At 43.9% G+C, this 24,341-nt stretch carries 26 protein-coding genes and 2 other annotated features; of the genes, 19 read left to right on the plus strand and 7 right to left on the minus strand.

The window, feature by feature from the left end; genetic code table 11:
- The first annotated feature begins 25 nt into the window (after positions 1-25).
- The 6 genes from AC1DIV_RS04340 (at position 26) to AC1DIV_RS04365 (ending at position 2,985) form a co-directional block, all read left to right on the plus strand.
- Positions 26-520 (plus strand): GNAT family N-acetyltransferase, encoded by a 495-nt coding sequence (locus AC1DIV_RS04340; protein WP_048681181.1) that lies wholly within the window; start codon positions 26-28, stop codon positions 518-520.
- Positions 521-646: 126 nt separating this feature from the next.
- Positions 647-783 (plus strand) — a sequence feature (ribosomal protein L20 leader region).
- Positions 784-881: 98 nt separating this feature from the next.
- Positions 882-1,382, plus strand: coding sequence for a translation initiation factor IF-3 (gene infC, locus AC1DIV_RS04345; RefSeq protein WP_034309072.1), 501 nt, complete (start codon positions 882-884; stop codon positions 1,380-1,382).
- 34 nt (positions 1,383-1,416) lie between these two features.
- Positions 1,417-1,617, plus strand: a complete 201-nt coding sequence (rpmI, locus tag AC1DIV_RS04350) for a 50S ribosomal protein L35 (protein ID WP_034309070.1) — start codon at positions 1,417-1,419, stop codon at positions 1,615-1,617.
- Positions 1,618-1,652: 35 nt separating this feature from the next.
- Positions 1,653-2,012: a 50S ribosomal protein L20 gene (gene rplT, locus AC1DIV_RS04355; RefSeq protein ID WP_034309067.1), complete on the plus strand. Its 360-nt coding sequence runs from the start codon at positions 1,653-1,655 to the stop codon at positions 2,010-2,012.
- 67 nt (positions 2,013-2,079) lie between these two features.
- The gene (locus AC1DIV_RS04360; RefSeq protein ID WP_048681184.1) at positions 2,080-2,355 is read left to right on the plus strand and encodes a DUF1294 domain-containing protein; all 276 of its coding nucleotides are present in this window, start codon (positions 2,080-2,082) and stop codon (positions 2,353-2,355) included.
- 60 nt (positions 2,356-2,415) lie between these two features.
- Positions 2,416-2,985, plus strand: coding sequence for a TVP38/TMEM64 family protein (locus AC1DIV_RS04365; protein ID WP_048681189.1), 570 nt, complete (start codon positions 2,416-2,418; stop codon positions 2,983-2,985).
- A 53-nt stretch (positions 2,986-3,038) separates the two neighbouring features.
- Here the strand turns inward: AC1DIV_RS04365 and AC1DIV_RS04370 are convergent, their stop codons facing one another.
- The gene (locus tag AC1DIV_RS04370) at positions 3,039-3,419 is read right to left on the minus strand and encodes a hypothetical protein (RefSeq protein WP_048681192.1); all 381 of its coding nucleotides are present in this window, start codon (positions 3,417-3,419) and stop codon (positions 3,039-3,041) included.
- A 110-nt stretch (positions 3,420-3,529) separates the two neighbouring features.
- On the opposite strand from AC1DIV_RS04370, the gene AC1DIV_RS04375 reads away from it, so the two are divergent.
- Both AC1DIV_RS04375 and AC1DIV_RS04380 read left to right on the plus strand, forming a co-directional pair.
- A complete protein-coding gene (locus tag AC1DIV_RS04375; RefSeq protein WP_340878566.1) occupies positions 3,530-4,018 on the plus strand; it encodes a dUTP diphosphatase in 489 nt (162 codons plus the stop codon).
- A 64-nt stretch (positions 4,019-4,082) separates the two neighbouring features.
- Positions 4,083-5,168, plus strand: coding sequence for a M42 family metallopeptidase (locus AC1DIV_RS04380; RefSeq protein WP_340877168.1), 1,086 nt, complete (start codon positions 4,083-4,085; stop codon positions 5,166-5,168).
- Between the two features lie 61 nt (positions 5,169-5,229).
- Here AC1DIV_RS04380 and AC1DIV_RS04385 read toward each other — a convergent pair whose 3' ends face one another.
- The 4 genes from AC1DIV_RS04385 to AC1DIV_RS04400 all read right to left on the minus strand — a co-directional run bounded on the left by AC1DIV_RS04385 (position 5,230) and on the right by AC1DIV_RS04400 (position 9,011).
- Entirely contained in the window at positions 5,230-5,934 is a 705-nt protein-coding gene (locus AC1DIV_RS04385) for a LutC/YkgG family protein (protein WP_249595215.1), read from the minus strand.
- On the minus strand, positions 5,928-7,358 hold the full coding sequence (locus tag AC1DIV_RS04390; RefSeq protein ID WP_340877167.1) for a LutB/LldF family L-lactate oxidation iron-sulfur protein: 1,431 nt from the start codon (positions 7,356-7,358) through the stop codon (positions 5,928-5,930). Before AC1DIV_RS04390 ends, AC1DIV_RS04385 begins: the two co-directional genes overlap by 7 nt.
- Positions 7,359-7,381: 23 nt before the next feature.
- Positions 7,382-8,098 carry a (Fe-S)-binding protein gene (locus AC1DIV_RS04395; RefSeq protein WP_053535898.1) on the minus strand — a complete coding sequence of 239 codons (717 nt, stop codon included), beginning with the start codon at positions 8,096-8,098 and terminating at the stop codon, positions 7,382-7,384.
- Between the two features lie 181 nt (positions 8,099-8,279).
- The gene (locus AC1DIV_RS04400; protein ID WP_477575834.1) at positions 8,280-9,011 is read right to left on the minus strand and encodes a FadR/GntR family transcriptional regulator; all 732 of its coding nucleotides are present in this window, start codon (positions 9,009-9,011) and stop codon (positions 8,280-8,282) included.
- Positions 9,012-9,266: 255 nt separating this feature from the next.
- On the opposite strand from AC1DIV_RS04400, the gene AC1DIV_RS04405 reads away from it, so the two are divergent.
- The 8 genes from AC1DIV_RS04405 (at position 9,267) to AC1DIV_RS04440 (ending at position 17,888) form a co-directional block, all read left to right on the plus strand.
- A complete protein-coding gene (locus tag AC1DIV_RS04405) occupies positions 9,267-10,955 on the plus strand; it encodes an L-lactate permease (RefSeq protein ID WP_072273361.1) in 1,689 nt (562 codons plus the stop codon).
- 73 nt (positions 10,956-11,028) lie between these two features.
- Positions 11,029-12,141, plus strand: coding sequence for a PucR family transcriptional regulator (locus tag AC1DIV_RS04410; protein WP_477575836.1), 1,113 nt, complete (start codon positions 11,029-11,031; stop codon positions 12,139-12,141).
- A gap of 118 nt (positions 12,142-12,259) precedes the next feature.
- Positions 12,260-13,672, plus strand: coding sequence for a glycolate oxidase subunit GlcD (gene glcD / locus AC1DIV_RS04415; RefSeq protein ID WP_477575837.1), 1,413 nt, complete (start codon positions 12,260-12,262; stop codon positions 13,670-13,672).
- Positions 13,669-14,994 carry a (Fe-S)-binding protein gene (locus AC1DIV_RS04420; RefSeq protein ID WP_477575839.1) on the plus strand — a complete coding sequence of 442 codons (1,326 nt, stop codon included), beginning with the start codon at positions 13,669-13,671 and terminating at the stop codon, positions 14,992-14,994. The genes glcD and AC1DIV_RS04420 overlap by 4 nt, the downstream gene beginning before the upstream one ends.
- A gap of 254 nt (positions 14,995-15,248) precedes the next feature.
- Positions 15,249-16,178 carry a YsnF/AvaK domain-containing protein gene (locus tag AC1DIV_RS04425; protein ID WP_053535893.1) on the plus strand — a complete coding sequence of 310 codons (930 nt, stop codon included), beginning with the start codon at positions 15,249-15,251 and terminating at the stop codon, positions 16,176-16,178.
- A 168-nt stretch (positions 16,179-16,346) separates the two neighbouring features.
- Positions 16,347-17,147: a YflT domain-containing protein gene (locus tag AC1DIV_RS04430; protein ID WP_477575841.1), complete on the plus strand. Its 801-nt coding sequence runs from the start codon at positions 16,347-16,349 to the stop codon at positions 17,145-17,147.
- Between the two features lie 33 nt (positions 17,148-17,180).
- Positions 17,181-17,342 carry a hypothetical protein gene (locus AC1DIV_RS04435; RefSeq protein WP_340877162.1) on the plus strand — a complete coding sequence of 54 codons (162 nt, stop codon included), beginning with the start codon at positions 17,181-17,183 and terminating at the stop codon, positions 17,340-17,342.
- Positions 17,343-17,504: 162 nt separating this feature from the next.
- A complete protein-coding gene (locus AC1DIV_RS04440; protein ID WP_477575843.1) occupies positions 17,505-17,888 on the plus strand; it encodes a hypothetical protein in 384 nt (127 codons plus the stop codon).
- Positions 17,889-17,904: 16 nt separating this feature from the next.
- Here AC1DIV_RS04440 and sspI read toward each other — a convergent pair whose 3' ends face one another.
- Positions 17,905-18,114 carry a small acid-soluble spore protein SspI gene (gene sspI / locus AC1DIV_RS04445; RefSeq protein ID WP_034309032.1) on the minus strand — a complete coding sequence of 70 codons (210 nt, stop codon included), beginning with the start codon at positions 18,112-18,114 and terminating at the stop codon, positions 17,905-17,907.
- 122 nt (positions 18,115-18,236) lie between these two features.
- On the opposite strand from sspI, the gene AC1DIV_RS04450 reads away from it, so the two are divergent.
- From AC1DIV_RS04450 to pheT, 3 genes are all read left to right on the plus strand, one after another.
- Positions 18,237-18,995, plus strand: a complete 759-nt coding sequence (locus AC1DIV_RS04450; RefSeq protein WP_063594361.1) for a TrmH family RNA methyltransferase — start codon at positions 18,237-18,239, stop codon at positions 18,993-18,995.
- Between the two features lie 44 nt (positions 18,996-19,039).
- Positions 19,040-19,282: a binding site (T-box leader), on the plus strand.
- Between the two features lie 58 nt (positions 19,283-19,340).
- Positions 19,341-20,381, plus strand: coding sequence for a phenylalanine--tRNA ligase subunit alpha (pheS, locus tag AC1DIV_RS04455; RefSeq protein WP_053535889.1), 1,041 nt, complete (start codon positions 19,341-19,343; stop codon positions 20,379-20,381).
- A 28-nt stretch (positions 20,382-20,409) separates the two neighbouring features.
- Positions 20,410-22,824 (plus strand): phenylalanine--tRNA ligase subunit beta, encoded by a 2,415-nt coding sequence (pheT, locus tag AC1DIV_RS04460; protein WP_323596501.1) that lies wholly within the window; start codon positions 20,410-20,412, stop codon positions 22,822-22,824.
- A gap of 415 nt (positions 22,825-23,239) precedes the next feature.
- On the opposite strand, the gene rnhC is transcribed toward pheT, so the two are convergent.
- Positions 23,240-24,199, minus strand: a complete 960-nt coding sequence (rnhC, locus tag AC1DIV_RS04465) for a ribonuclease HIII (protein WP_477575845.1) — start codon at positions 24,197-24,199, stop codon at positions 23,240-23,242.
- Between the last annotated feature and the right edge of the window lie 142 nt (positions 24,200-24,341).

Here is a 24,341-nt window from a genome sequence, read left to right on the forward strand (position 1 = left end):
GTAACTAAAGGGGGAATGGGGATAAATGGAGATTAGAAAGGCTTCAAGGAAAGACGCGGGTAACTTGGCTGCTCTGATCAATCATGTAGAAGATTCCGGGTATATGCTGTTTAACCCTGGGGAAAGAAAAGCTACGGCGAAACAAATGGAAAAGCAATTGGAGCAAATCGAAAAAAATCCCCCTTCCATTGTCCTCGTTTCTGCTAGCGGCAATGAGTTGAATGGTTACCTAATCTTATTGGGCAATCAAATGGGCCGAACGAGGCATTCCGCCAAAATCGTCATCGGCATCCATGAACAGGATAGAGGAAAAGGCATCGGTCCGAAGCTATTTCAGAAAATGGAGGAGCATGCACGGACAAACGAAATACGGCGCCTGGAATTGTCCGTGATTGCAAACAACGCCCCTGCGCTTTCCTTATATCGAAAGATGGGGTTCGAAAAGGAAGGAATAAAGCGGGAATCACTGTTTTTTGATGGAAAGTATCATGATGAATATTTTTTGTCCAAATTACTTTAAAAAAACGTATTGTCAAATAACTGAATGTCTGATAATATTAGTTTTGTTGTGAAAAACGAATAAATTAGCATTTGACAAGTCATCAGTGTTTATGATATATTTCTAAAGTGAATTGAATACGTGTTTGAGGAAAAGAAGAAGCACCCGCTTCTCACCTGGTTGACGCAAACAATGCAGTTAACAGGTCATGATTTGATTATTTGGATCTTTCTGAATGAGTCTATCAGTGTGGGTGCAACATGCATCCACACTTTTTTATTATGATTATATCCTGTAAGCGAGTTGTGAGCGTGACCGAATTTATTCAAATATTCGTATTCGCCAATATCTTTGGAGGTGGCTAACTATTAGTAAAGACGCGATGGTAAACGAGGGCATCCGAGCCCGTGAAGTTCGTCTTATTGACCAAAACGGAGAACAACTTGGAATTAAAACGAAATTCGAAGCATTGGAAATTGCCGCTCGTGTAAATCTTGATCTAGTTTTAGTTGCTGCAAATGCAAAGCCTCCGGTAGCCCGGATCATGGACTACGGAAAACACCGCTTCGAGCAGCAAAAGAAAGACAAGGAAGCACGTAAAAATCAAAAAGTCATCAGTCTGAAAGAGGTTCGTTTGAGCCCGACGATTGAAGAGCATGATTTCAATACGAAGCTTCGCAACGGTATTAAATTCCTTGAAAAAGGCGATAAAGTAAAAGCTTCTATCCGATTCAAAGGACGTGCCATTACGCATAAGGAAATTGGTCAACGTGTACTCGTTCGTTTTTCTGAAGCATGTAAAGAAGTGGCTACAATCGAGCAACACCCAAAAATGGACGGGCGCAGCATGTTCATTATCTTAGCACCGAAAAACGAAAAGTAATTGTAAAGTAATTTGTAATGAGGAGGAATACCTTATGCCTAAAATGAAAACTCACCGCGGATCTGCTAAACGTTTCAAAAAGACTGGATCCGGCAAACTTAAGCGTTCTAACGCTTACACAAGCCATTTATTTGCTAACAAATCTACTAAGCAAAAGCGTAAGCTTCGCAAAGCTAGCCTTGTAAGCAAAGGTGACTTCAAACGTATTCGTCATATGCTAGACAACATTAAATAAGTTCGATTTATCGAGTTAAATAGGAGGGAAATAACATGCCACGTGTAAAAGGCGGTACTGTTACTCGCAAACGTCGTAAAAAGGTAATAAAATTAGCTAAAGGTTACTATGGCGCGAAACATATTCTTTTCAAAGTAGCTAACCAACAAGTAATGAAGTCAGGAAACTATGCTTTCCGTGACCGTCGTCAAAAGAAACGTGATTTCCGCAAACTTTGGATCACTCGTATCAACGCTGCAGCACGCATCAACGGTCTTTCTTACAGCCGTTTAATGCATGGCCTAAAGCTTGCTGGTATCGAAGTGAACCGCAAAATGCTTGCTGATCTTGCTGTTGCTGACGAACAAGCTTTTGCTCAATTAGCAACTGCTGCTAAACAACAATTAGACAAATAAGTCTGACTGATACAGCCACTCTCTTTTCAAGAGGGTGGCTTTTTACATATTTAAAGGAGGGAATGGAATGCAAGGAGTATGGTTCATTGCTGCTTATATGATCATCACGAACATCATCGGCTTTGCCTTAATGGGAATCGATAAAAGGAAAGCGCGTAATGGGGAGTACAGGATCAGTGAAAAGACACTTTGGTTTTGGGCAGTCATAGGAGGAGGGACTGGATCCTTTTTGGGGATGAAGCAATTCCGCCATAAGACGAAGCATGCCGCTTTTAAGTGGGGCCTGCCTATATTGATGATTCTTCAGATAGGCTTACTGATTAAGTTATTCATTCAATTGTAATATGTAGCCCGTGTAGTGTATATGCTTGTAGAAGCAGCAAAGAGTAGCTGGAGGGAGAGCATGAATGATAAACTGACACTTGTGATGAGCTACGTTCAATCTGGAAGCGTGTTTGCACCGTTGATTTTTATCACTTTTCATTTATTAAGGCAATTTTTATTCATTCCCGTCATTGTGGTTTGCATGTCTGGAGGAGTATTATTCGGGGCAGCTTTTGGAACCATCTATTCGGTAATCGGTTTGACGCTGTCCAGCCTGGCCTTTTATTTCGTGATAGGCAAATTTCCGAAAACAAAGGATAGGCTGCTGAGGCTTAAGAATAAGCTGTTTGGAAACCGAAAGCTGAACAGCCGGCAAATTGCAGTACTCAGGCTAATACCATTCATACACTTTTATTTACTGTCGCTTTGTTTATTGGAATCCAATAAAGGACTGAAAAATTATTTTTACCTATCCTTCATGACCAATCTTCCTGTAGCATTCGTATACACGGTTTTTGGCCACTATATTGCAGATTTCAGTCCCACGCTGATCGTCATCATTTTATTATCCTTAACCTTATTGATCTATTTATTGAGAGAGAAGCAGACGGTCGTCCCCTGGAAGGAATTTTTTCGTTCAGATGATTAATATAGAGCCTTGAGTCCATTTTCCTCAAGGCTCTTCATTATGTGTGATTTTTTTCAATTTTGTAAGAACTCCTTGACCGGGCTCTTCCAATCAATAACGGCATCCGGATATTGTTTTTTTATGGCTGCCTCGATTTTTAAGAAATCATTTCGCTTCAAGCCTTTCAGGCCTGCCACTTTTTTAGGCCAAATGAAGATGGAGATGACCTCGAAGGAGCGTTCCGTCGTCCCTAAATACTTTTCCCCTTCAAACATCACCCCGTTGTACGTCAATAGAAAATTCTTTCGTATATTGGCTGTATCGTCGAGCAGAAAGAATTTTTTCTGTTCATGTGCCAGCTCTAATTTTCTTTTCGGATTAAATAGGTATTTAATGACTGTATAAATTAAGAAAATGATGAGAGCCAAAAGAATGAACCGCATGATCAATACCATGGAGCTACCTCCTTAAACAGAGTGATTCCCTTTCATTTACGTATGGGTTTTTAATAAGTTTCATTTATTTGATATAATTTAGGGGAAGACGAAGGAAAGAAGTGATGAAAATGAACATAAGTAAATTAATGGAAATGCAGGCGGCTTTGGATGAGCATATACAATCCAAGCATGATTTGGGCGCGGAAGACTTGGTGGAACGGAAGATACTTGCTCTTTTAGTGGAGCTTGGAGAGCTTGCCAATGAAACAAGATGTTTTAAATTCTGGAGTCTTAAAGGACCCTCTGATAAAGAAACGATTTTGGCTGAATACGTGGATGGCATTCATTTCATTTTGTCACTCGGGATCGAACGGGGATTTGTACCGGAAGCTCCATCTGCCCTAAAGTTCCATCAGGAGGATTTGACGGTTCAATTTACTTCCATTTACGGCTACATCAGTGAATTTCGCACACAGTTGACAGAGTCATCTTACCAAAAGGTTTTTACTGCTTATTTACAGTTAGGGGAGTTGCTTGGATTCTCCGCAGCGGATGTGGAAAAAGCATATGTAAGCAAAAATGAAGTGAATTACGAAAGGCAAAAGCAAGGCTACTGATTGTTTATGAAATCGTTTGTCTGTATAATTATTCTTGTAATGTAAGTTATAAGGAGGTAAGGGAATGGCTCAATTGGATGAAACGTTAAAGATGCTTGCTGCCTTAACGGATGCTAAAGGCATTGCAGGAAATGAAAGTGAAGTAAGAAAAGTGATGACCGAATACATAACACCATTTGCGGATGAAATATCGACAGATGGCCTGGGAAGTTTGATTGCCAAGAAAACGGGAGATGAAAACGGACCGAAAATCGTCGTTACCGGGCATATGGACGAAGTCGGTTTCATGATCACCCAAATTGATGATAAAGGATTTTTGCGTTTTCAGCCGGTAGGGGGCTGGTGGTCACAGGTAATGCTGGCCCAGCGCGTGACGATCGTTACAGGTAAAGGTGATATAACGGGCATTATCGGTTCCAAGCCGCCACATATCCTGTCAGCGGAGGCGCGGAAGAAGCCGATTGATATTAAGGATATGTTTATTGATATTGGTGCATCCAGTAAAGAAGAGGTTAAGGAATGGGGCGTCAAGCCAGGGGATATGGTTGTGCCATATTTTGAATTCACGGTTATGAATAATGAAAAGATGCTGCTCGCCAAAGCCTGGGACAATCGAATTGGCTGTGCAATCGCCATTGATGTGCTTAAACAGCTGAAAGATAGCGACCACCCTAACGTAGTTTATGGAATTGGCGCAGTGCAAGAAGAGGTCGGCCTGCGTGGCTCCAAAACATCCACATTCAAAATTCAGCCGGATATCGGTTTTGCCGTCGATGTCGGCATTGCTGGTGATACACCGGGGATTTCCGAAAAAGAAGCGATGAGTAAGATGGGGGAAGGCCCGCAAATCGTCATCTATGATTCATCGATGGTGGCACATAAGGGATTACGCGATTTCGTCACCGACACGGCTGGTGAAATGAATATTCCTTATCAATACGAATCGATTCCGGGCGGCGGGACGGATGCCGGCTCCATCCATTTAACGGCAAATGGTGTTCCCGCTCTGGCGATCACGATTGCCACACGCTACATTCATTCACACGCAGCAATGCTTCACAGGGATGATTATGAGAATGCAGTTAAGCTCATTGTCGAAGTGATTAAACGACTCGATCGTGAAGCGGTTGATCGGATCATTTACGAGTAATATAGTAAGTTAAAAATGGAGAGGCCTAATTTAGGTCCTCTCCATTTTCTTTTTCTTATTTCTACTTGTCTTCGACCATAATATAGACGGCTTTGATGGGTCCATGGACGCCGACGACAAGGTCCATTTCGATATCAGCCGAATTGCTCGGCCCTGTTATGAAATTGATGCAGGAAGGAACGACTTCGCCCCGGGTAACCTTTGAACGGATGGCCGCAGCAGCCTGGGTCATTCGCGGAACGATGGTGCTTTTTGGAATGATGGAAACATGGCAGGAAGGAAGGAAGCTGATGGAACGGCCGTGGTCCTTGTCGCTGAACAAGACGACGGTCGCTGATTCTGCTAGTGTCATCTCACTGAATGTGATTCCGATGTTAGCACTTTCTGCTTTTTCGATATTTTCATTCCCGGCTTGGTGATCCCATATATGGACATCTTTTTCCTTTAAGATACCCTCTAACCCATACTCGGTAAATCGATCGTCCTTAGGGATGATCACGGGTCCGTTTCCAAGTTCCTCGATCACCTGTGTTAAGCAATTCACCACTTGCTTGGAATCGGTAACGTGAAATGGAGTATGCACCCGTTTACATTGCTCCTTCAATTCCGCGACAAGATCATTTTGTGTTGCATGTTTCAAAACTTCTTTTTGGGGGGCATGCTTCCATTCCGGAACGGAGATGCCTTTCGTAATAGGAGCCCTTCCCAGGTTTTTGGCTATATTGTTTAAAAATGTCCCTTCATTATGGATGGTTCCATTCATGATGGTTTCCCTCCTTTTTCCCGATTTTTGAACCAGTCCCGAAAGCTCTCTTTTCCTGGAGCAGGGAACTCGCGGCTTTCTGTCCAAGTTTTGAGCGGTCCCGGTCCTTTCGAGATGATATCCCCGGTTTTAAAAGGTGACATCGCTGTTGGGGCCATTTTGGAGCCGAACTTATAAAGCATAGGCGATGCCGCACCAATTCCGAAGGCCTTCATGGCCATCTTTTCTGAAAACGGCGCCATTTTTTCTTTTTCAACGATGACTTCCCGATGCTTCCTCAGTAAATCATGGAGAGGAATCTTAACCGGACAGGCATCCGTACAGGCTGCACAAAGAGTGGAGGCATATGGCAGTTCCTTGAAATCATCATATCCTCCGAGTAAAGGTGAAAGCACAGCACCGATTGGTCCGGGGTATATTGAACCATATGAATGACCGCCAACCTGGCGATAGACCGGACAGACATTTATACAGGCAGCACAGCGAATGCATTGAAGAACGGATTGAAAATCAGTCCCTAAGATGGAGGAGCGGCCATTATCTACGATAACAAGGTGAAACTCCTCGGGTCCGTCTGCATCGCCTTCATCACGCGGACCGGTAAGTGCGGTGATGTAACTGGTCAATCTTTGGCCGACAGCGCTTCTTGTCAATAAGCTGACAAGGACTTCGAATTCATCGAATGTAGGTACAAGCCGTTCCATTCCCATCACGGTGATTTGCGTTTTTGGGAGGGCAGTGACCAAATCGGCATTTCCTTCATTCGTCACCAGTCCGATCGAGCCCGTTTCCGCAATCGCAAAATTACAGCCGGTAATGCCCACATCGGCGCTTAAAAAATCTTTCCGCAGAATGCCCCGCACATGGGCGGTAAGCTCCTCCGGTTTTTCGGTTTGCGTATAGGCAAGCTTTTCTTTAAAAACATCCCTGATCTGCTCTTTATTTTTGTGGAGCGCAGGTGCGACGATATGGGAAGGGGGATCATGATCATCCACTTGTAAAATGTATTCTCCAAGGTCCGTTTCAACGACATCGAGGCCAACTGCCTCAAGAGTTGCATTCAAATTGATCTCTTCCGTGACCATCGATTTGGATTTCACGACCTTTTTGGCATTCTTTTTTACAATGACATCCTTAATGTAGCCGCTTGCTTGTTCAGCGGTTTCAGCGAAAAAGACATGACCGCCCCTTTTCGAAACGTTTTCGGCAAGCTGGTGCAAATAGAAATCAAGGTTACTGAGTACATGCTGCCGGATTTCTTCCCCAAGGGATCGCCAATCCTCCCAGCTTCCCAATTCATCAGCGGCAGTCAGCCGCCGTCCGTGTAATCGTTCTTGGGCACTGGATACGGCCAATCGCATAAAGTCATTATGTATTCCTTCATCCACCCGGTCTTTAAATTTGGCAGAGCTGGTTTTCATAGCCATAAGTTTTTCCCTCCTCGCTTTCTTTAAATGCTATTCAGGACTTCCGCAATGTGAAGGACTTTCACCGGTTGCCCCTTCCTTTGGATCCGTCCGCCGATATTCATCAAACATCCTGCATCCCCGCCGATTAAAAAGTCGGCACCGGTAGCTTCAATATTGCATACCTTCTCCTCGACCATTTGCCCGGAAATGTCACCCATCTTAACCGAAAAGGTCCCCCCGAATCCGCAGCAGTTTTGGGCATCCGGAAGTGGTGTCATTTCCAGCCCCCTGACATGGCTTAATAAAATGGCAGGGGCTTCCTTCACCTTAAGCAGCCGTGTCATATGGCATGAAGTATGATAAGTGGCCTTTCCCTTGAGGGTCGCCCCGACGTCGGTCACTTTTAAGACATCCACGATGAATTGGGACAATTCATATGTTTTAGCAGCTAATGATGCCGCTTTCCTTTCCCATACGGCATCGCCTTTGAAAAGAACCGGATATTCCTTGAACATCGCTGCACAGGAACCGGAAGGGGTTACGATGTATTCAGCATCCGCGAACGTTTTAATCATCTTTTTCATGGCTTCCTTCGATTCCTTCGTATACCCGCTATTATATGCCGGCTGTCCGCAGCATATCTGGGACTCCGGGAAATCGATCTCACAGCCTAATCTCTCGAGTAGCTCCACTGTCGCTTTGCCGACATTGGATTGAAACAAATCCACTAAACATGTTGCAAAGAGAGTAACTTTCAATCTGAACTCCTCCTTACTCAAAATAGGTTAACAGGTCATCTGATGACTAGGAAATGGAAAAAGGAAATGGCTAAGTGAAGATACCAATTTCCAAGATTTTTTAAATGAAGTAATCGTTTTCAAAATAATATATCAATTTAATCCTTTTTTGTATAGGGTATTTTTGAAATTTAAAGGAATGTCAATGATTCTTTTGCTGATTTTTTTGGATGACCCGGTCCAGCGATTCCTCGACGCTTTGAAGATGAAACAGCATGGCACTGCGGGCTCCGTCTTCATCCTGTGCCACGATTGCATCATATATCCTGACATGCTGCTGGTAAAGCTGCTTGAGTGTCATCTCTTCGGAATAAAGCGCAACCCGGCGGATATCACGCATCTTTTCCGTCATTAATTCTGAAACATGGTTCATCAATGTAATCAGCAGCTCATTTTGTGATGCGTTTGCCACGGCAACATGGAAGGAGATATCCGCTTTATCACTTAGCTCTTCATCATCCGAGACCTTGTCCATATTAAAAAGCATGTCCTTGAGTTCGATAAGGTTTTCTTCCGTTCTCTTCTTCGCTGCCACTTCTGCCGTACCGGACTCAAGGATTTTCCGAACTTCCAGTAAATGCTTGATATTGTCTTGATCCATCAAAAGGGCGGTAGACAATGGGTGGTTCATGATGGCAGGGTCGAAGGTTTTGACGAATGTTCCTTCACCTTGTTTTATTTCAATAAGACCCATTGAACTCAATGCACTTAATGCTTCGCGGATGGCCGGGCGCCCGACTTGGAAATTTTCCGCAAGCTGCTGAATGGAATCCAATTGTTCACCTGGTTTCAGGCTGCCTGACCGAATCATTTCATAAAGTTCATCGCTGACTTCTTCATAAATTTTTTTCGGCTTTATTTTTTTATATACCAAGTAGTAGCACCTCTATTTTCTATGAGTTTCTCTAGTTAATATTATATAACACAAATGATCTTTGACACTTCCAGAAGCGTTAAAAAATCAACAAAAAATAAAAAAAATCTTGATTTTATATTTTCAATCATTTAATTTAAATGAGTACTCATCAAGTCATCTGATGACTTTGAATATTTGAATATGTAAGGGGTTTCAATTAGCGTTTAATTTCTGAATTTTTTAAAAAATTTATTGAAAAAGGAGTCGAAATGAATGACATGGACACAAAACTTTACGCCGATTACCGATAATTTAGTTTTATCATCTCTTGCCGCACTCATTCCAATTCTTTACTTTTTCTGGGCGCTTACCATCAAACGCATGAAAGGTTACATGGCAGGTATAACCACGTTGCTTGTAGCTCTTGCAGTGGCTGTATTGATATATGGGATGCCTGCAGGAAAAGCAGTGATGTCCGCTTCACAAGGAGGCGTATATGGGCTGCTCCCAATCGGATGGATAATCATCACTTCCGTATTTTTGTACAAGATGACTGTTAAAAGCGGACAATTCAATATCATTCGTTCTTCTGTGCTTTCGCTTACGGAAGACCGGCGCCTCCAGGCATTATTGGTGGCATTTTCTTTCGGGGCCTTTTTAGAAGGTGCTGCGGGATTTGGAGCACCGGTCGCCATTTCAGCCGCACTTTTAGTCGGTCTCGGCTTTAACCCGCTATATGCAGCCGGGATTTGCTTGATCGCGAATACCGCTCCGGTAGCATTCGGGGCGGTTGGAATACCGATCATCGCCATGGAAGGCCCTACTGGCATAGCCGCCATGGAGATTTCCAAAATGGTCGGCCGCCAATTGCCATTCCTTTCGGCTTTCATTCCGCTTTATCTCATTTTAATCATGACTGGGTGGAAGAGGTCGCTTGAGGTCTTGCCGGCAATTTTGGTTTCCGGAATTTCCTTTGCCATCACACAATACTTAAGTTCGAATTTTCTTGGGCCCGAATTACCCGACATCCTATCCGCGTTAGTGTCACTGTTTGCATTGGCGATTTTCCTTAAATTCTGGAAACCTAAAACGATCTTTCGCTTTGCATCAGAGGAAACGGCAGCTGCTGTCGAACCATTATATACAGCCGAAACGGAAACAAAATACACGAAATGGCAGATATTCCATGCTTGGTCACCATTCCTTCTGTTAACGCTTTTCATCACAATATGGGGAATGAACCCAATAAAGCCGGCACTATCCGGACATTATGAAGGCAACAATGTGCTGCTTGGCGGAATCAATGAAATCGGGAAACTATTAACCTTCCAAATCGAAGTGCCAGGTCTGCATAATGAGATAATCGGAAGTAATGGATTGCCGATTGCGGCTTTCTATAAAATAGAACTGCTCGGAGCAGCCGGGACGGCCATTTTACTGGCTGCCATCGTAACGAAGTTCATCGCACACATGTCTGCAAAGGACTTTTATGGCACCTTTGTTGAAGCGATGAAAGAGTTGGCCAAACCAATCTTGATGATTTCTACCGTGGTCGCTTTTGCTTATGTGACGAATGCTTCAGGCATGTCGACAACATTAGGGATGACCCTGGCAAAATCGGGTGATTTATTTCCGTTCTTCGCACCTGTTCTCGGCTGGCTGGGTGTGTTCATTACCGGATCGGATACATCAGCCAACCTCTTATTTGGCAGTCTGCAGAAAGTGACTGCGCTTAAAGTGGGGATGGAACCGGTCCTGGCACTGGCGGCGAACTCTTCCGGAGGGGTCACCGGAAAGATGATTTCCCCCCAATCGATAGCGATAGCTTGTGCTGCCGTAGGATTGGCGGGCAGGGAATCGGAATTATTGAGATTCACGCTTAAACATAGCTTATTTTTATTGCTGCTTGTTTGTGTGATTACCTTCTTGCAAAATGGCGTCCTTTCCTGGATGATTCCATAAGTAGAATGAGGCTCCCTTTTCATCGGGGAGCCTCGAAATATTTTCAAGTCCATTCAAAAAAGGAGGACATATCATGCAATTGGCAGCTGTTGCAGGAAAATTGGTGCATGAGGTTCGAAAACTGATTGATGAGGAGATCATCATTATTGATCATGCTGGCATGATTATCGCCAGCACCGATGGCAGCCGTATTGGATCTTTTCATGAAGGGGCCATCCACGCTTTCAACAATCGTGAGAAATTGATCATCAATAAACAGGATGAACGAAATTGGAAAGGAGTGAAGGCAGGGATAAACCTGCCTATTTTCTTTAATCAGGAAGCCGTTTGTGTCATTGGAATTACAGGTGACCCCAAACATGTTTCCCCTTATGCGGAACTATTAAAAAAGATGACGGAGATGTTCATTCAGGAAAGCTATCATATTGAACAAGCAGAATCCCAATCACGTCTGATGGAATTCTTTGTGTTTGAATGGCATCAGCTGCAGACGTTCAATGAGCACTTCCTTCAGAAGGCCAAGTTACTTGGGGTCGATGTTCATGCGGACCGGATCATCACCCTTGGTGAATTCAAGACGGAGGAAATCATTGAACCTCATGTATGGAGAACGCTTCAGATATTCATAAGACAGCAGCATCCCAATGACATCGCAGTACGTTGGGGAAGGAACCGATTCGTCATTCTTTCAATGGTCGATTTCATCGGTTCAAAAAACCAGCAATATATGAAACTAAGTAAACTGCAAAAAAAGCTGGAAGAGAGTTCGGGTTATAAAGTGTGTGCAGGAGTTAGTTCGCGTGCATCAGGATCCACTTTCAGGCCAGCGTTTTTTAAAGCGGAACGTTCCTTGAAAATCGCTTCTTCTTCATCAGGTATCATATTTGACGAGGACTTGAAACTTGAGGTCCTGCTTGATGAAGTTACCGCTGAAACAAGACAGGAATATTTATCCCGGACGATTCAGGAGTTGCTTCCTAATGAGGAGCTGCTTAAAACCCTTACCATGTATTTTGCATGTGATCTATCTTTAAAAGAGACGGCTAGAGCCCTGCATATCCATATCAATACCCTCCATTACAGGCTCAAGCGCATAGAGGATTTGACCCGGCTGAATCCTAGGAAGCTAGCCGATTTAGTCACGATGTATTTAGCAGTAAGTGTATTGGATAAACATACAAATTAATTCTATGTAAAGCTCAAAACTTTATATGTTCATACATAGAAGGCCGAGTGTTTTTTTTCTTATACTTACATCATATAAAAAATCTAGAATTTCCTATGTTTATATGAGGGGGATGTACATGTTAACAAAGCAGGTTAAGCAGCTACTTCTTACCATCGTCGGTCAGGAGAATTACGATGACTCGAATGTGGAATGTCTAGTCTATTCATATGATGCAACGCCTGGGTTTCAAGCGATGCCGGATGCAGTCATCAAACCGGGCAGCACAGCTGAAGTCGCAGCCATCGTCAAAGTTTGCAACGAATACAATGTTCCGATCGTTCCACGCGGGTCTGGGACGAATTTAAGCGGAGGCACATGCCCGACAGAGGGGGGGCTTGTCCTTTTATTCAATCGAATGAATTCATTACTTGAAATAGATGAGGAGAACTTAACGGCGACCGTACAGCCTGGGCTCATCACTTTGGACTTGATTTCAGCAGTTGAAGAGAAGGGATTGTTTTATCCGCCGGATCCAAGTTCGATGAAAATCTCCACGATTGGCGGCAATATTAATGAGAATTCTGGTGGACTGCGAGGCTTAAAGTATGGAGTCACCCGTGATTATGTCATCGGGCTTGAAGTGGTCCTTCCAAATGGGGACATCATTCGAACAGGGGGCAAGCTTGCCAAAGATGTAGCCGGATATGATTTAACGAAACTTTTTGTCGGATCGGAAGGGACCTTGGGCATCGTTACGGAAGCGACCTTAAAGCTGATTCCAATGCCGGAAACGACTAAGACGATGCTTGCCTTATATCAAGATCTGGATGCTGCAGCCCAGTCAGTGGCCAAGATCATTTCAAATAAGATCATTCCTGTGACATTGGAATTTCTGGATCGGCCGACGTTGATCGTGGTTGAGGACTTTGCGAAAATCGGTTTACCTACCAATGTGGAAGCCGTCCTGCTGATTGAACAGGATGGACCGCCTGAAGTGGTGGAACGTGATATGAAAAGAATGGCCGATATCTGTCTAGAGGAAAAGGCGGTTTCCGTGGAAATTGCCGAAACTGAATCTGACGCTGTCGCCTTGAAAACGGCAAGACGGACAGCACTTTCCGCATTGGCACGCCTCAAGCCGACGACCATTTTGGAAGATGCTACCGTTCCTCGCTCGGAAATTGCCAAAATGGTTAGAGCGATTAATGAGATCGCTGACAAGCATAACGTGGACATTTGCACGTTCGGTCATGCTGGGGATGGGAACCTCCATCCGACATGCATTACCGACGCTCGTGATCATGAGGAAATGGAGAGGGTGGAGCTCGCTTTTGCCGACATTTTTGCAGCGGCTATCGACCTTGGCGGGACGATAACCGGTGAACATGGTGTAGGAGCGATGAAGGCCCCGTATCTTGAATGGAAGCTGAAGAAAGAAGGGATTGATGCCATGAGGGCGATTAAACAGGCTTTCGATCCCAATAACATCATGAATCCCGGCAAAGTATTTGCCAAGGAAACCAGGAAAAGGGTGGTGGTTTCTACATGACGACAGTTCAGGAAAGGGAAACCATTGCCATTCAATTCGCGGAAAAAATGAATGAAGATGAATTGTTGAATTGTATGCGCTGCGGCTTTTGCTTACCCCATTGCCCGACATACATAGAATCGGGGCTGAAGGAATCCCATTCACCAAGGGGCCGGATTGCACTTATGAAAGCGGTGGCCGATGGCGTGATTGAGCCAGATAGGGATGTAGAACGGTCGTTGAGTCTTTGCCTCGGCTGCAGGGCTTGTGAACCTGTGTGCCCTTCAGGTGTGAAATACGGCCATCTTCTTGAAGAAGCAAGGGATATCATCCATCAGAATAAAAAACACAGCTTCCCTGTAAAAACGATCCGCAAGGCCGTTTTTAGTGGACTATTCCCGCACCAGGAGCGAATGCAGACCATGACAAGTTTGCTTGGCTTCTATCAGAAATCAGGCCTTCAATACATGGCCCGTAAAACGGGAGTCCTCAACATGCTTCCGGATAATTTGGCAGCCATGGAAAAAGTGCTGCCGAAAGTCCCGAAAAAATCAGAAATGAAAAATCGGCCAACCGAACTGCCTTCTATCGGAACCCCCCTCAAAAAGGTGGCTTTCTTTTCCGGCTGCTTGATGGATACGATGTTTTTGGAAACGAACAAGGCCACACTAAAGCTTCTTCAGCTGGCCGGATGTGAAATCGTGATTCCGAAATCCCAGGCCTGTTGCGGGGCGCTGCATGGTCACAGTGGTGAAAAAGCAGGTGCAAAGCAACTGGCCAAGCGTAATATTGAAGCCTTTGAAACGGAGGAAGTTGATTATATCATTACGAATGCCGGCGGCTGCGGCGCTTTTCTCATAGATTATGATCATCTCCTCCAAGATGAACCGGAATGGCACGACCGTGCAATCTCATTTAAAAATAAGTTGAAAGATATCAGCCAGATCCTTGTTGATTTGCGTTTTCAGGAAAAAGTTCGCCTGAAACTGCCAGCTCAATCCGTAACTTTCCAGGATTCCTGTCACTTACGGAATGTGATGAACACCTCCTCGGCTCCGCGAATTCTCCTTCAATCAATAGAAGGAATCGATTTCAGGGAAATGAAGGATGCCGATCGCTGCTGCGGCTCAGCTGGGATATATAATATTGTTGAATCAGAGATGTCCATGAACATTCTCGACTCTAAAATGGAGCACACTAAATCGACACAGGCAGATATTGTTGTCACGGCAAACCCTGGCTGCCTGATGCAAATGCAATTAGGGATCGAGAGGGAAAACTTGGGGGAATGCACAAAAGCGGTGCATATTGCGGACCTGCTAATAAAGGCTGTGGCTTTATAATAGAAGAAAAAAGATCACAAGCAGTTTATGAAAAAATGAAATGGCAGGATTTGGTTAAACATTACATTTTTATAAAGGGGGAAACCCTTGTAAAGCTTGGATTTCAATTAAAAATGCGTTCTGTGCTGAGAACGAATTGTAAATGATATAACAAAAATGAAATATGGATTCCTCGTTTACTTAGGAACATGGCGGGTATTGTTTATATATAGCATCCACTAAACGAAACAACAAAACCTAAGGAGGAATGTAAAATGAATAAAACAGTGTATGGAGTATATGAATCAAATGCAGAAGTGATCCAAGCAATTAATGCACTAAAGGCAAAGGGCTTTGAAGGGGACGATATTACGGTCGTCGCAGATAAGGAAGAAACATTGGATTTCACGAACCATCAACGTGAAACGGATGTTCACACAATGACGAATGTTCCTAACGACGAATCGTTTATGGACAAGGTGGCACGTTTCTTCATGCCGGAAGATACGGCAGACCTTTCAACAAGATTGGCGAATGCAGGTCTTTCGAATAGTGATGCGGCTGAACATGTCTTTGATGTAGAAAATGGAAAAGTCCTGGTTCTGGTTGAAGAAGGTGAAGGCCATCTTGGAACGGCAAGAGATAAATTCACGACCGGAACAATGGACACTGCTGGTACAAGGCTTGATACCAACTCCACCAACCCACTATATAATGGCACGGAAAAAACCGATGCTTTAAATAAAGAAGATGTTTATGGAGTCAACGGACAAGGCCGTGAATTGCCAGAAGATGAAAGGACACTTACACTTCGGGAAGAACAGCTGAACATTGACAAAGAAAGAGTTCAGACAGGAGAAGTCGTCATTAATAAAGAAGTCAATGAACAGCATAAAACGATCAATGTCCCTGTTGAACACGAAGAAGTGACAGTTGAGCATAGATCAGTTTCAGGACGTGAAGCGAATCGGGAAACCGGAACCATTGAAGATGGGGAAACATTACGAATCCCGGTTGTTGAAGAAAAACTGGAAGTTTCGAAAAAACCGGTTGTCACCGATGAAATTGTCATCAAGAAACATGCTGTACAAGAAACGGAACAAGTTCAGGATACTCTTAAAAAGGAAGATATCCAGCTTGATAGTACAGATGAATCGATCGTGAATGAGAAAAAGGCAACTGAACGTAGAACCGACCGCTTCTAAGAGTGAAGGAAAGGGCCTGCAGTTTTAAAAACTGCAGGTTTCTTTTTGGTTTTTAAAGGCTGATTAAAGGTTCGAGCTTAGGGAAGGCAAACCTTTTTGTTTAATTGGCACCCATCAGGGTATAAATACACATAAGAAGAAATATCGGAAAAAGGAGGAGGAAGATGCATGGGAAAAACATTATATGGTGTTTTTAATACGGAAAGAGAAATGATCCAGGCTATACAATCCCTCAAGGAAAAGGGGGTTCATGAAGGGGAAATAACGGTAATGGCTGATAAGAAAGAAGATTTGGATTTCGTTAATGAAAAGCATGATCCGGATGTCGAAGTCGTTACTAACTCTAACGAGGAATCCTTCATTGATAAAATGAAACACTTTTTCCTGAACGAGGGTTCTGAAGATTTAAGGAACCGTCTAGGTGAGTTAGGGCTTGCCGATAGTGAAGCAACCGCTTATATAAATGAAGTGGAGGCCGGAAAATTCCTCATTCTTTTAGATGAATCGGAAACCGTAACAGCACGAGAGAACATAACTTCCAATCGCATCGAGGATACGGACGCACCTGCAGAGAATCCGCTTAAAACAGGGGTGGTGAACAATCCGGACCCGAACCTTTTTCCRGAAACAACCGCGAATGCCTATCAAACAAGGGAAATGGAAGCACAGCCAGGAAGAAGCGAAGAGCTTCACGGAAATTCCGCCAATATCTATGAAAATGAAGAGCTGGATATGAAGCGAGCTCAAGAAAGGGAAATCTGGGGGAATTCCACAGAAAAATTCAAGAAGCAAAAACCAGGGATTCATGAAGGAACACTGGCAAGCGACCCGTTTGCAGACGATGCTGACAAAAACCTGGACGCTCAAGGATCACTGGATCGGACCGCGGGCCCGACAGCCAGCGGACAGCAAGAGGAAGGCTTACAAGATGAATACATTAAAAATCGAATCAATACCGACAATCTGTGATACGCAACAAGAACAGCCTGCATAAGGCTGTTTTTGTTTGTTTTTTCTGTATTCGTTATTGGATTGAATAAATGTGCGGCACTCCTGCCGAATTACTGGCTAGCCGAGCCACCGCAGCCGCTTTTTGATGTGGCTTGGCAGACAGTTGGCGGAAAGGGAGCGGATTCTGAAATCAACTGCAACATTTTTTTATAAAACTGCAGAGTTTGCTACAGGCTGTTATTTTTATAAAAACCCTTTAGGCTGAGGGTTCCCTTGTTCGTCTCCATAGACTATTTGCTTGTTTATTGATAAAGCTGCAAGGTATAATGACAAAGGAATTTTATTTTAAGTAGAGTAACAAGGAGGGGGAGAAACATGGAAAAAAACGTATATGGTGTTTTTGACTCTAATCCGGAACTACTTGCTGCAATTTCAAACTTAAAAGCAAAAGGCGTATCTGGCACCCAAATGACAGTGGCAGCTGATATAAAAAATTATGTGCAGCTTGGAAATGAACATACGGATATACTGATCATCGCCAATCAGGATAAGGAGGACACTCTTTTTTTAAAAATCTTCCATTACTTCACAGATGAAGGATCTGGAGATTTACGCAGCTTTTTCACGAAATACGGCTACTCTTTTGCTGAGACAAAAGCGATGCTTGAAGAAGTGAAAGCAAAGAAATTCATCTTGCTGCTTGATGAAGAAGTCTCCATCGAAGAACTGAAGGCTGGCGAGGCGAGATTAAAAAAATAACAGCCTTTGAAGGCTGTTATTTTTTTAATCCTGCTTCGAGGGCAGTGATCATTTCCTGTTTTTCCTGCTCAGATGAATTTTGCCAGATGACCTCGAATAATACTCCCAATCCAGGAAGCATTTTTTCCTCGCCATTTTGTATGGCATCGACAATCGTGTCTTCCAGCTGCTCTTGCGTATTTCCAGATACATTTTGAATGATCGCATTACGTAAGTTTAAATTCATAATTATTCCTCCTCTAACACATAATGACTGACATTAATAGCATTTCACAAACTCGCATGCAATATGTATGTGAATTGCGTTATAATAGGAAAATCAGTGTGAAGTTAAAGGAGCGTTTACCCTTGAAATATATCGAATCCGTAAAAAACCCGCAAGTTAAGCAATGGAAAAAACTTTTGACGAAAAAAGAACGAGATAAAACAGGTAAATATTTAGTTGAGGGTTTTCACCTAGTTGAAGAAGCTTTAAAGGAAGAAATCGTCTTGGAAGTGATCATCAATGAAGAAACTGAAATGCCTGCCCATTTTAAGGTGGAAGGCACAGAACTCATTTATGTGAAAAATGATATTATGAAGGCGATTTGCGATACCGAAGCCCCGCAGGGAATTGCTGCGGTTTGTGAACAGAAATCAACGAGCATGGAGTCCATCAATCCGGAGAAATTATTGTTGATCGATGCCGTCCAAGATCCTGGGAATATTGGAACGATGATCAGGACAGCGGATGCAGCGGGAATCGATGCGGTCATCCTTGGGGAAGGGTGTGCTGACTTGTATAATCCCAAAGTGGTCCGTTCGACGCAAGGGAGCCTCTTCCATATGCCTGTCATTAAAGGGAACCTATCCGAAATCATCGATGGGCTGAAGCAAAGTGGCACACCGGTTTATGGCACGGCATTAGAAGGGGCATCGCCATTTGAAGAAGTGGAAAAGTCTTCCCGATTTGCCCTGCTGGTCGGTAATGAAGGCCAAGGAGTATCGAAGGAATTACTGGAGAAAACGACTAAAAACCTCTATATTCCCATCTACGGAAAAAGTGAATCTTTGAATGTGGGGATCGCTGCCGGGATTTTAATGTACCATTTACGAAAATCGATTTGAAACGGCCGAAGAATTATAATATAATAAAACAGAATTTTATAATGAAAACAACGATGACAAAGAGTAGTAGCTTTAAGTTAACCATATCCAGGGAGAAAATGCCTTGACTGAAAGCATTTTTATGGCACTGCTTAAGTGAATTCACCTTTCGAGTTGGCATTGGGAAGACAGAATGTCCGAAAAATGTTCCGGTGAAGAGCCGTTATTTTTAATGAAGTGAGTGCAGAAGTTTTTTTGTTTGTGCACTAATAAGGGTGGTACCGCGATACATAAACCTCGTCCCTTTAGGGATCGGGGTTTTTTTGTGTTCATTTTTACAAAAGGAAAATAAAGGAGGAAGACATGATGCAGGAACGTTTACTAGAACTGCAGGAAGAAGCGTTGCAAAAAGTTGCCGCCGCTTCCGAATTAAAAGAACTGAATGAAGTCCGTGTTGCTTATTTAGGGAAAAAAGGGCCAATCACTGAGGTATTGCGCGGCATGGGTAAATTATCTGCCGAAGAACGCCCGAAAATCGGGGCACTAGCCAATGAAGTACGTGAAGCGATCGCAACAAAGATCGAGGAGAAACAAAAAGCGCTTGAAACCGCGGCAGTCAATGCAAAGCTAGCAACTGAAACGATTGACGTCACACTTCCAGGACGTCCGGTAAACAAGGGGAATCTTCACCCATTAACACGAATCGTGGAGGAAATCGAAGACTTATTCATCGGGATGGGTTATACGGTTGCGGAAGGTCCTGAAGTCGAGAGCGACTACTACAACTTCGAGGCACTTAACTTGCCAAAAAGCCATCCGGCACGTGATATGCAGGACTCCTTCTACATCACGGATGAAATCCTGATGCGCACGCACACTTCACCTGTTCAAGCCAGAACGATGGAAAAACATAAAGGTCAAGGCCCTGTTAAAATCATTTGCCCAGGAAAAGTATATCGCCGGGATAACGATGATGCGACACACTCCCATCAATTCCAGCAAATTGAAGGCTTGGTCATCGATGAGAACATCAGCATGAGCGACCTGAAAGGAACGCTAGACGTATTTGCGAAAAAAGTATTCGGTCAAGACCGTGAAATCCGTCTTCGTCCGAGTTTCTTCCCATTTACTGAGCCCTCCGTCGAAGTGGATATTTCTTGTAAAATCTGCAGCGGTAAAGGCTGCAGCGTATGTAAAAAAACAGGCTGGATCGAAGTGCTTGGCGCTGGGATCGTTCATCCGAACGTCCTTGAGATGGCTGGCTTCGATTCCAAGAAATACTCTGGATTTGCATTTGGAATGGGCGTGGAACGGATTGCCATGTTGAAGTACGGTGTGGACGATATCCGTCATTTCTATACGAATGATGTTCGATTCTTAAAACAATTCAACCATCACGAAGCATAAATTTTTATTTTAAAAAGGAGGACCTACCATGTTTGTGTCATATAAATGGTTACAAGATTATGTTGACCTTTCAGGCATCAATGCGACGGAGCTAGCTGACAAAATCACGAAAAGCGGCATTGAGGTTGAAGGGGTGGAAAAGAAAAGTGAAGGGCTAAAAGGGGTCGTCATCGGGCATGTCTTAGAACGTGAACAGCATCCAAATGCGGATAAATTGAATAAATGCCAAGTTGATATCGGGGCAGAAAATCCCGTTCAGATCATCTGCGGGGCACCGAATGTCGATAAGGGCCAAAAAGTCGCAGTCGCTACAGTTGGCGCAGTCCTTCCAGGTAATTTCAAAATCAAGAAAGCGAAACTTCGCGGAGAAGAATCGCACGGAATGATTTGCTCGCTTCAAGAATTGGGCTTCGAATCCAAGCTTGTTTCCAAAGATTATGCTACAGGAATCTTCGTCTTCCCTAATGATGTGGAAGTAGGGAAAGATGCATTGGAGGAACTTGGTTTAAGTGATGAAGTGCTGGAACTTGGGCTGACTCCAAACCGCTCCGACGCTTTGAGTATGCTGGGTGTTGCATACGAAGTGGGAGCCATTCTAGGCCGGGAAGTGAAATGGCCGGTAGTCGAGAAAGAAGAGGCAGCTGAAAAAGCAACTGATTATATCAGTGTCAAAGTGGAAGCGAAAGAAGATAACCCGATATACATGGCTAAAATCATCAAGGATGTTAAGATCGGACCCTCACCGCTTTGGATGCAGACTAGGTTGATGTCTGCAGGTATCCGACCTCATAATAATGTGGTGGATATCACGAACTACATTTTACTTGAATACGGCCAACCGCTCCATGCCTTTGATTATGACCGCTTTGGTTCAAAGGAAATCGTCATCCGCAGAGCGAAGGATGCTGAAAAAATCGTAACATTGGATGAAGCGGAACGCACTTTGACACCTGACCATTTAGTGATCACGAATGGCAGTGAGCCTGTTGCGATTGCTGGTGTGATGGGCGGAGCGGATTCCGAAGTCAAAAATGATACGACGAACATCATTATTGAAAGTGCATATTTTGCAGGTACAGTAGTTCGCAAAGCTTCAAAGGACCATGGATTACGCAGTGAAGCCAGTGCCCGCTTTGAAAAAGGCGTCGACCCGGCACGTGTTCGTGAAGCAGGGGAACGTGCTGCACAATTGATTGCACAATATGCAGGCGGAACAGTCTTACAAGGAGCAGCAGAAGTTGACGAATTGTCAATGGAACCTGCAGTCATTAGCATCACGCTTGAAAAAATCAACACACTCCTTGGAACAAGCATGAACGTATCAGTTGTGGAGTCAATCTTCAAACGTCTGCAATTCGGCGTGGAACTTGACAATGAAACATTCACGATCACTGTCCCGACGCGCCGTGGTGATATTACGATTGAAGCCGATTTAGTCGAAGAGGCTGCACGTTTATATGGATATGATAACATCCCCGTTACACTGCCGATCGGTTCTGCTAACCCAGGACAATTGACAGACTATCAAATTAAACGGCGGAAGGCACGCCGTACACTTGAAGGCGCAGGCCTTTATCAAGCAGTGACCTATTCACTGACAAGCCAGGAAAAAGCGTCCCAATTCGCATTGGAAGCAAGAGAATCCATTCGATTGGCAATGCCAATAAGTGAAGAAAGAAGCCAGCTGCGTTTAAGCATCGTGCCTCAATTGCTGGAAGTCGTGAAATATAACAATGCCCGCCAAATTGATTCACTGGCACTGTATGAAATCGGTTCGGTATTCTTTAAGCGTGACGAACAAGAACTGCCTGAAGAAAAAGAACATGTTGCTGGAGCAATCACCGGCCTATGGGAGTCACATCTATGGCAGGGTGAAAAGAAACCAGTGGATTTCTTTGTAGCCAAAGGCGTGATCGAAGCATTATTCGACACACTTGGATTAGCTGATCAAATCAGTTACCGCCAAGCGGAAATCAACGACATGCATCCAGGACGGACAGCGGAAGTACTATTGAATGGTGAAGTAATTGGCTTTATCGGTCAAGTGCACCCAACTGTCCAAAAAGACTTGGATATTAAAGAAACATACATTTTCGAACTTTCCTTAAAAGCATTGGCCGAAGCAGAAGTCGCGCCGATAGCATACCAAACGATTCCGCGCTATCCATCAACCACACGCGATATCGCGCTCGTTGTGGATCAAGCTACGAAAGCCGGGGACATTCAGGATATTATTGAAGAAGCCGGCGGCAAACTGCTGAAAGAAGTAAGCATCTTCGACTTATACGAAGGTGAAAGAATGGAGGAAGGCAAGAAATCCATTGCCTACTCACTGAAATACTACGACCCGGAACGTACACTGACGGACGAGGACATTACAAAAGCACATGATAAAGTGCTTGAAGCCGTTAAAGAAAAAGCCGGCGCAGAGCTAAGAGGATAAAACCAAAAAGACAGCTCCCTGAATCATGGGGAGCTGTCTTTTTTTATTTTACGAGTAAAAGGCGACGAGTAAAACGCACAGATTCACGAGTAAATAGAGCAAACTCACGAGTAAATAGTGAATTCACGAGTAAACCGCGCAAACTCACGAGTAAAAGGCGCAAACTCACGAGTAAACCGCGCAAACTCACGAGTAAATAGAGCAAACTCACGAGTAAATAGTGAATTCACGAGTAAAACGCACAGATTCACGAGTAAATAGAGCCAACTCACGAGTAAATAGTGAATTCACGAGTAAACCGCGCAAACTCACGAGTAAACCGCGCAAATTCACGAGTAAATGGCGCAAACTCACGAGTAAACCGCACAAACTCACGAGAAAAAGGCGGCTGTTCAGGAAGATCAGCCGCTTTCTTCTATTTATGATATTTCTGTTGATAGAGTCGCTTCGCTTTTTCTGTGTTGGCAAAATGGGTTTTCGTGAATTCGTGTAATGAATCGATTCCTTTTTCGTGAATTAATCTTGCGGCCGCTTCATCGACTGCAAATCCGGCACCTTTAGGGATTTTGAATCCAGCTTTTTCACTCAGCAAGTCAAAGCGTTTGACGAATGCATATCGGGCCAGGATGGATGCGGCTGCCACTCCAAGGTGAATGCCTTCCGCTTTTGTGCATAGATAGGTGGCATTAGCTTGGAATAGTTCTTGGCCTTTTAGGTAATTGAAAAACACCTCTGGCTGAGCGAATTGATCAATAAGGACGGCTTCCGCTTGTTCTGGCTGGATTTTTTGCATGAGGTGCTTGATTGCTTGGTTATGGAGGAGTGCCTTCATTTTTCCTTGTGACATTCCCTTTGCCTGCAGCGCATTATATTTCGGGTTGTCGCATGTGAGCAGGCTGAAGGGCACTACATCCTTAATCTGTTTGGCAATGTCGATGATCTGTGGGTCTTTCAGATTTTTGGAATCCTGGACACCAAGCTCCTTTAATAGAGCGAGTTGCTCCTTCTTGGCATATACGGCTACGACGGTCATCGGGCCGAAATAGTCTCCTGTTCCGACCTCGTCTGAACCAATCACTGACATGGTTCCGATATTTACAGGCGGCGAATATCGATGGACGTTGACCGATGCAGAGGATGCCGTTTTTTTCTTTGGAGCCGCAGCAGTGGTACCTTTTTGCCATTTTACCGCTTCTATTTCGGCATTCTTACCTTGAAAAAGGACCTTCCCGGATTTATAGGCCGTCACCGTACATAGCGGCGGTTTGGCGGAAAAGATGCTCCCCGGCGGCTGCTTGGCGGCCAAGGATGAAGAATAATGGGACTTCATCGCCTTTATTTGTTCAGGACTGATAAGTAAAACAACATGGGACATAATGGGTTAGCTCCTAACTTCATTTTGTTTAATAGGTAATCTTCTTCCTAAATTCGATATCGTTTGACAAATTATTGAAATTTTTATGCAAGAAATGACGATGTACTCTCTTTCGTGACGAAAAACTTCATGATATGATAGA

Source organism: Peribacillus sp. 05N428 (genome assembly GCF_056397085.1).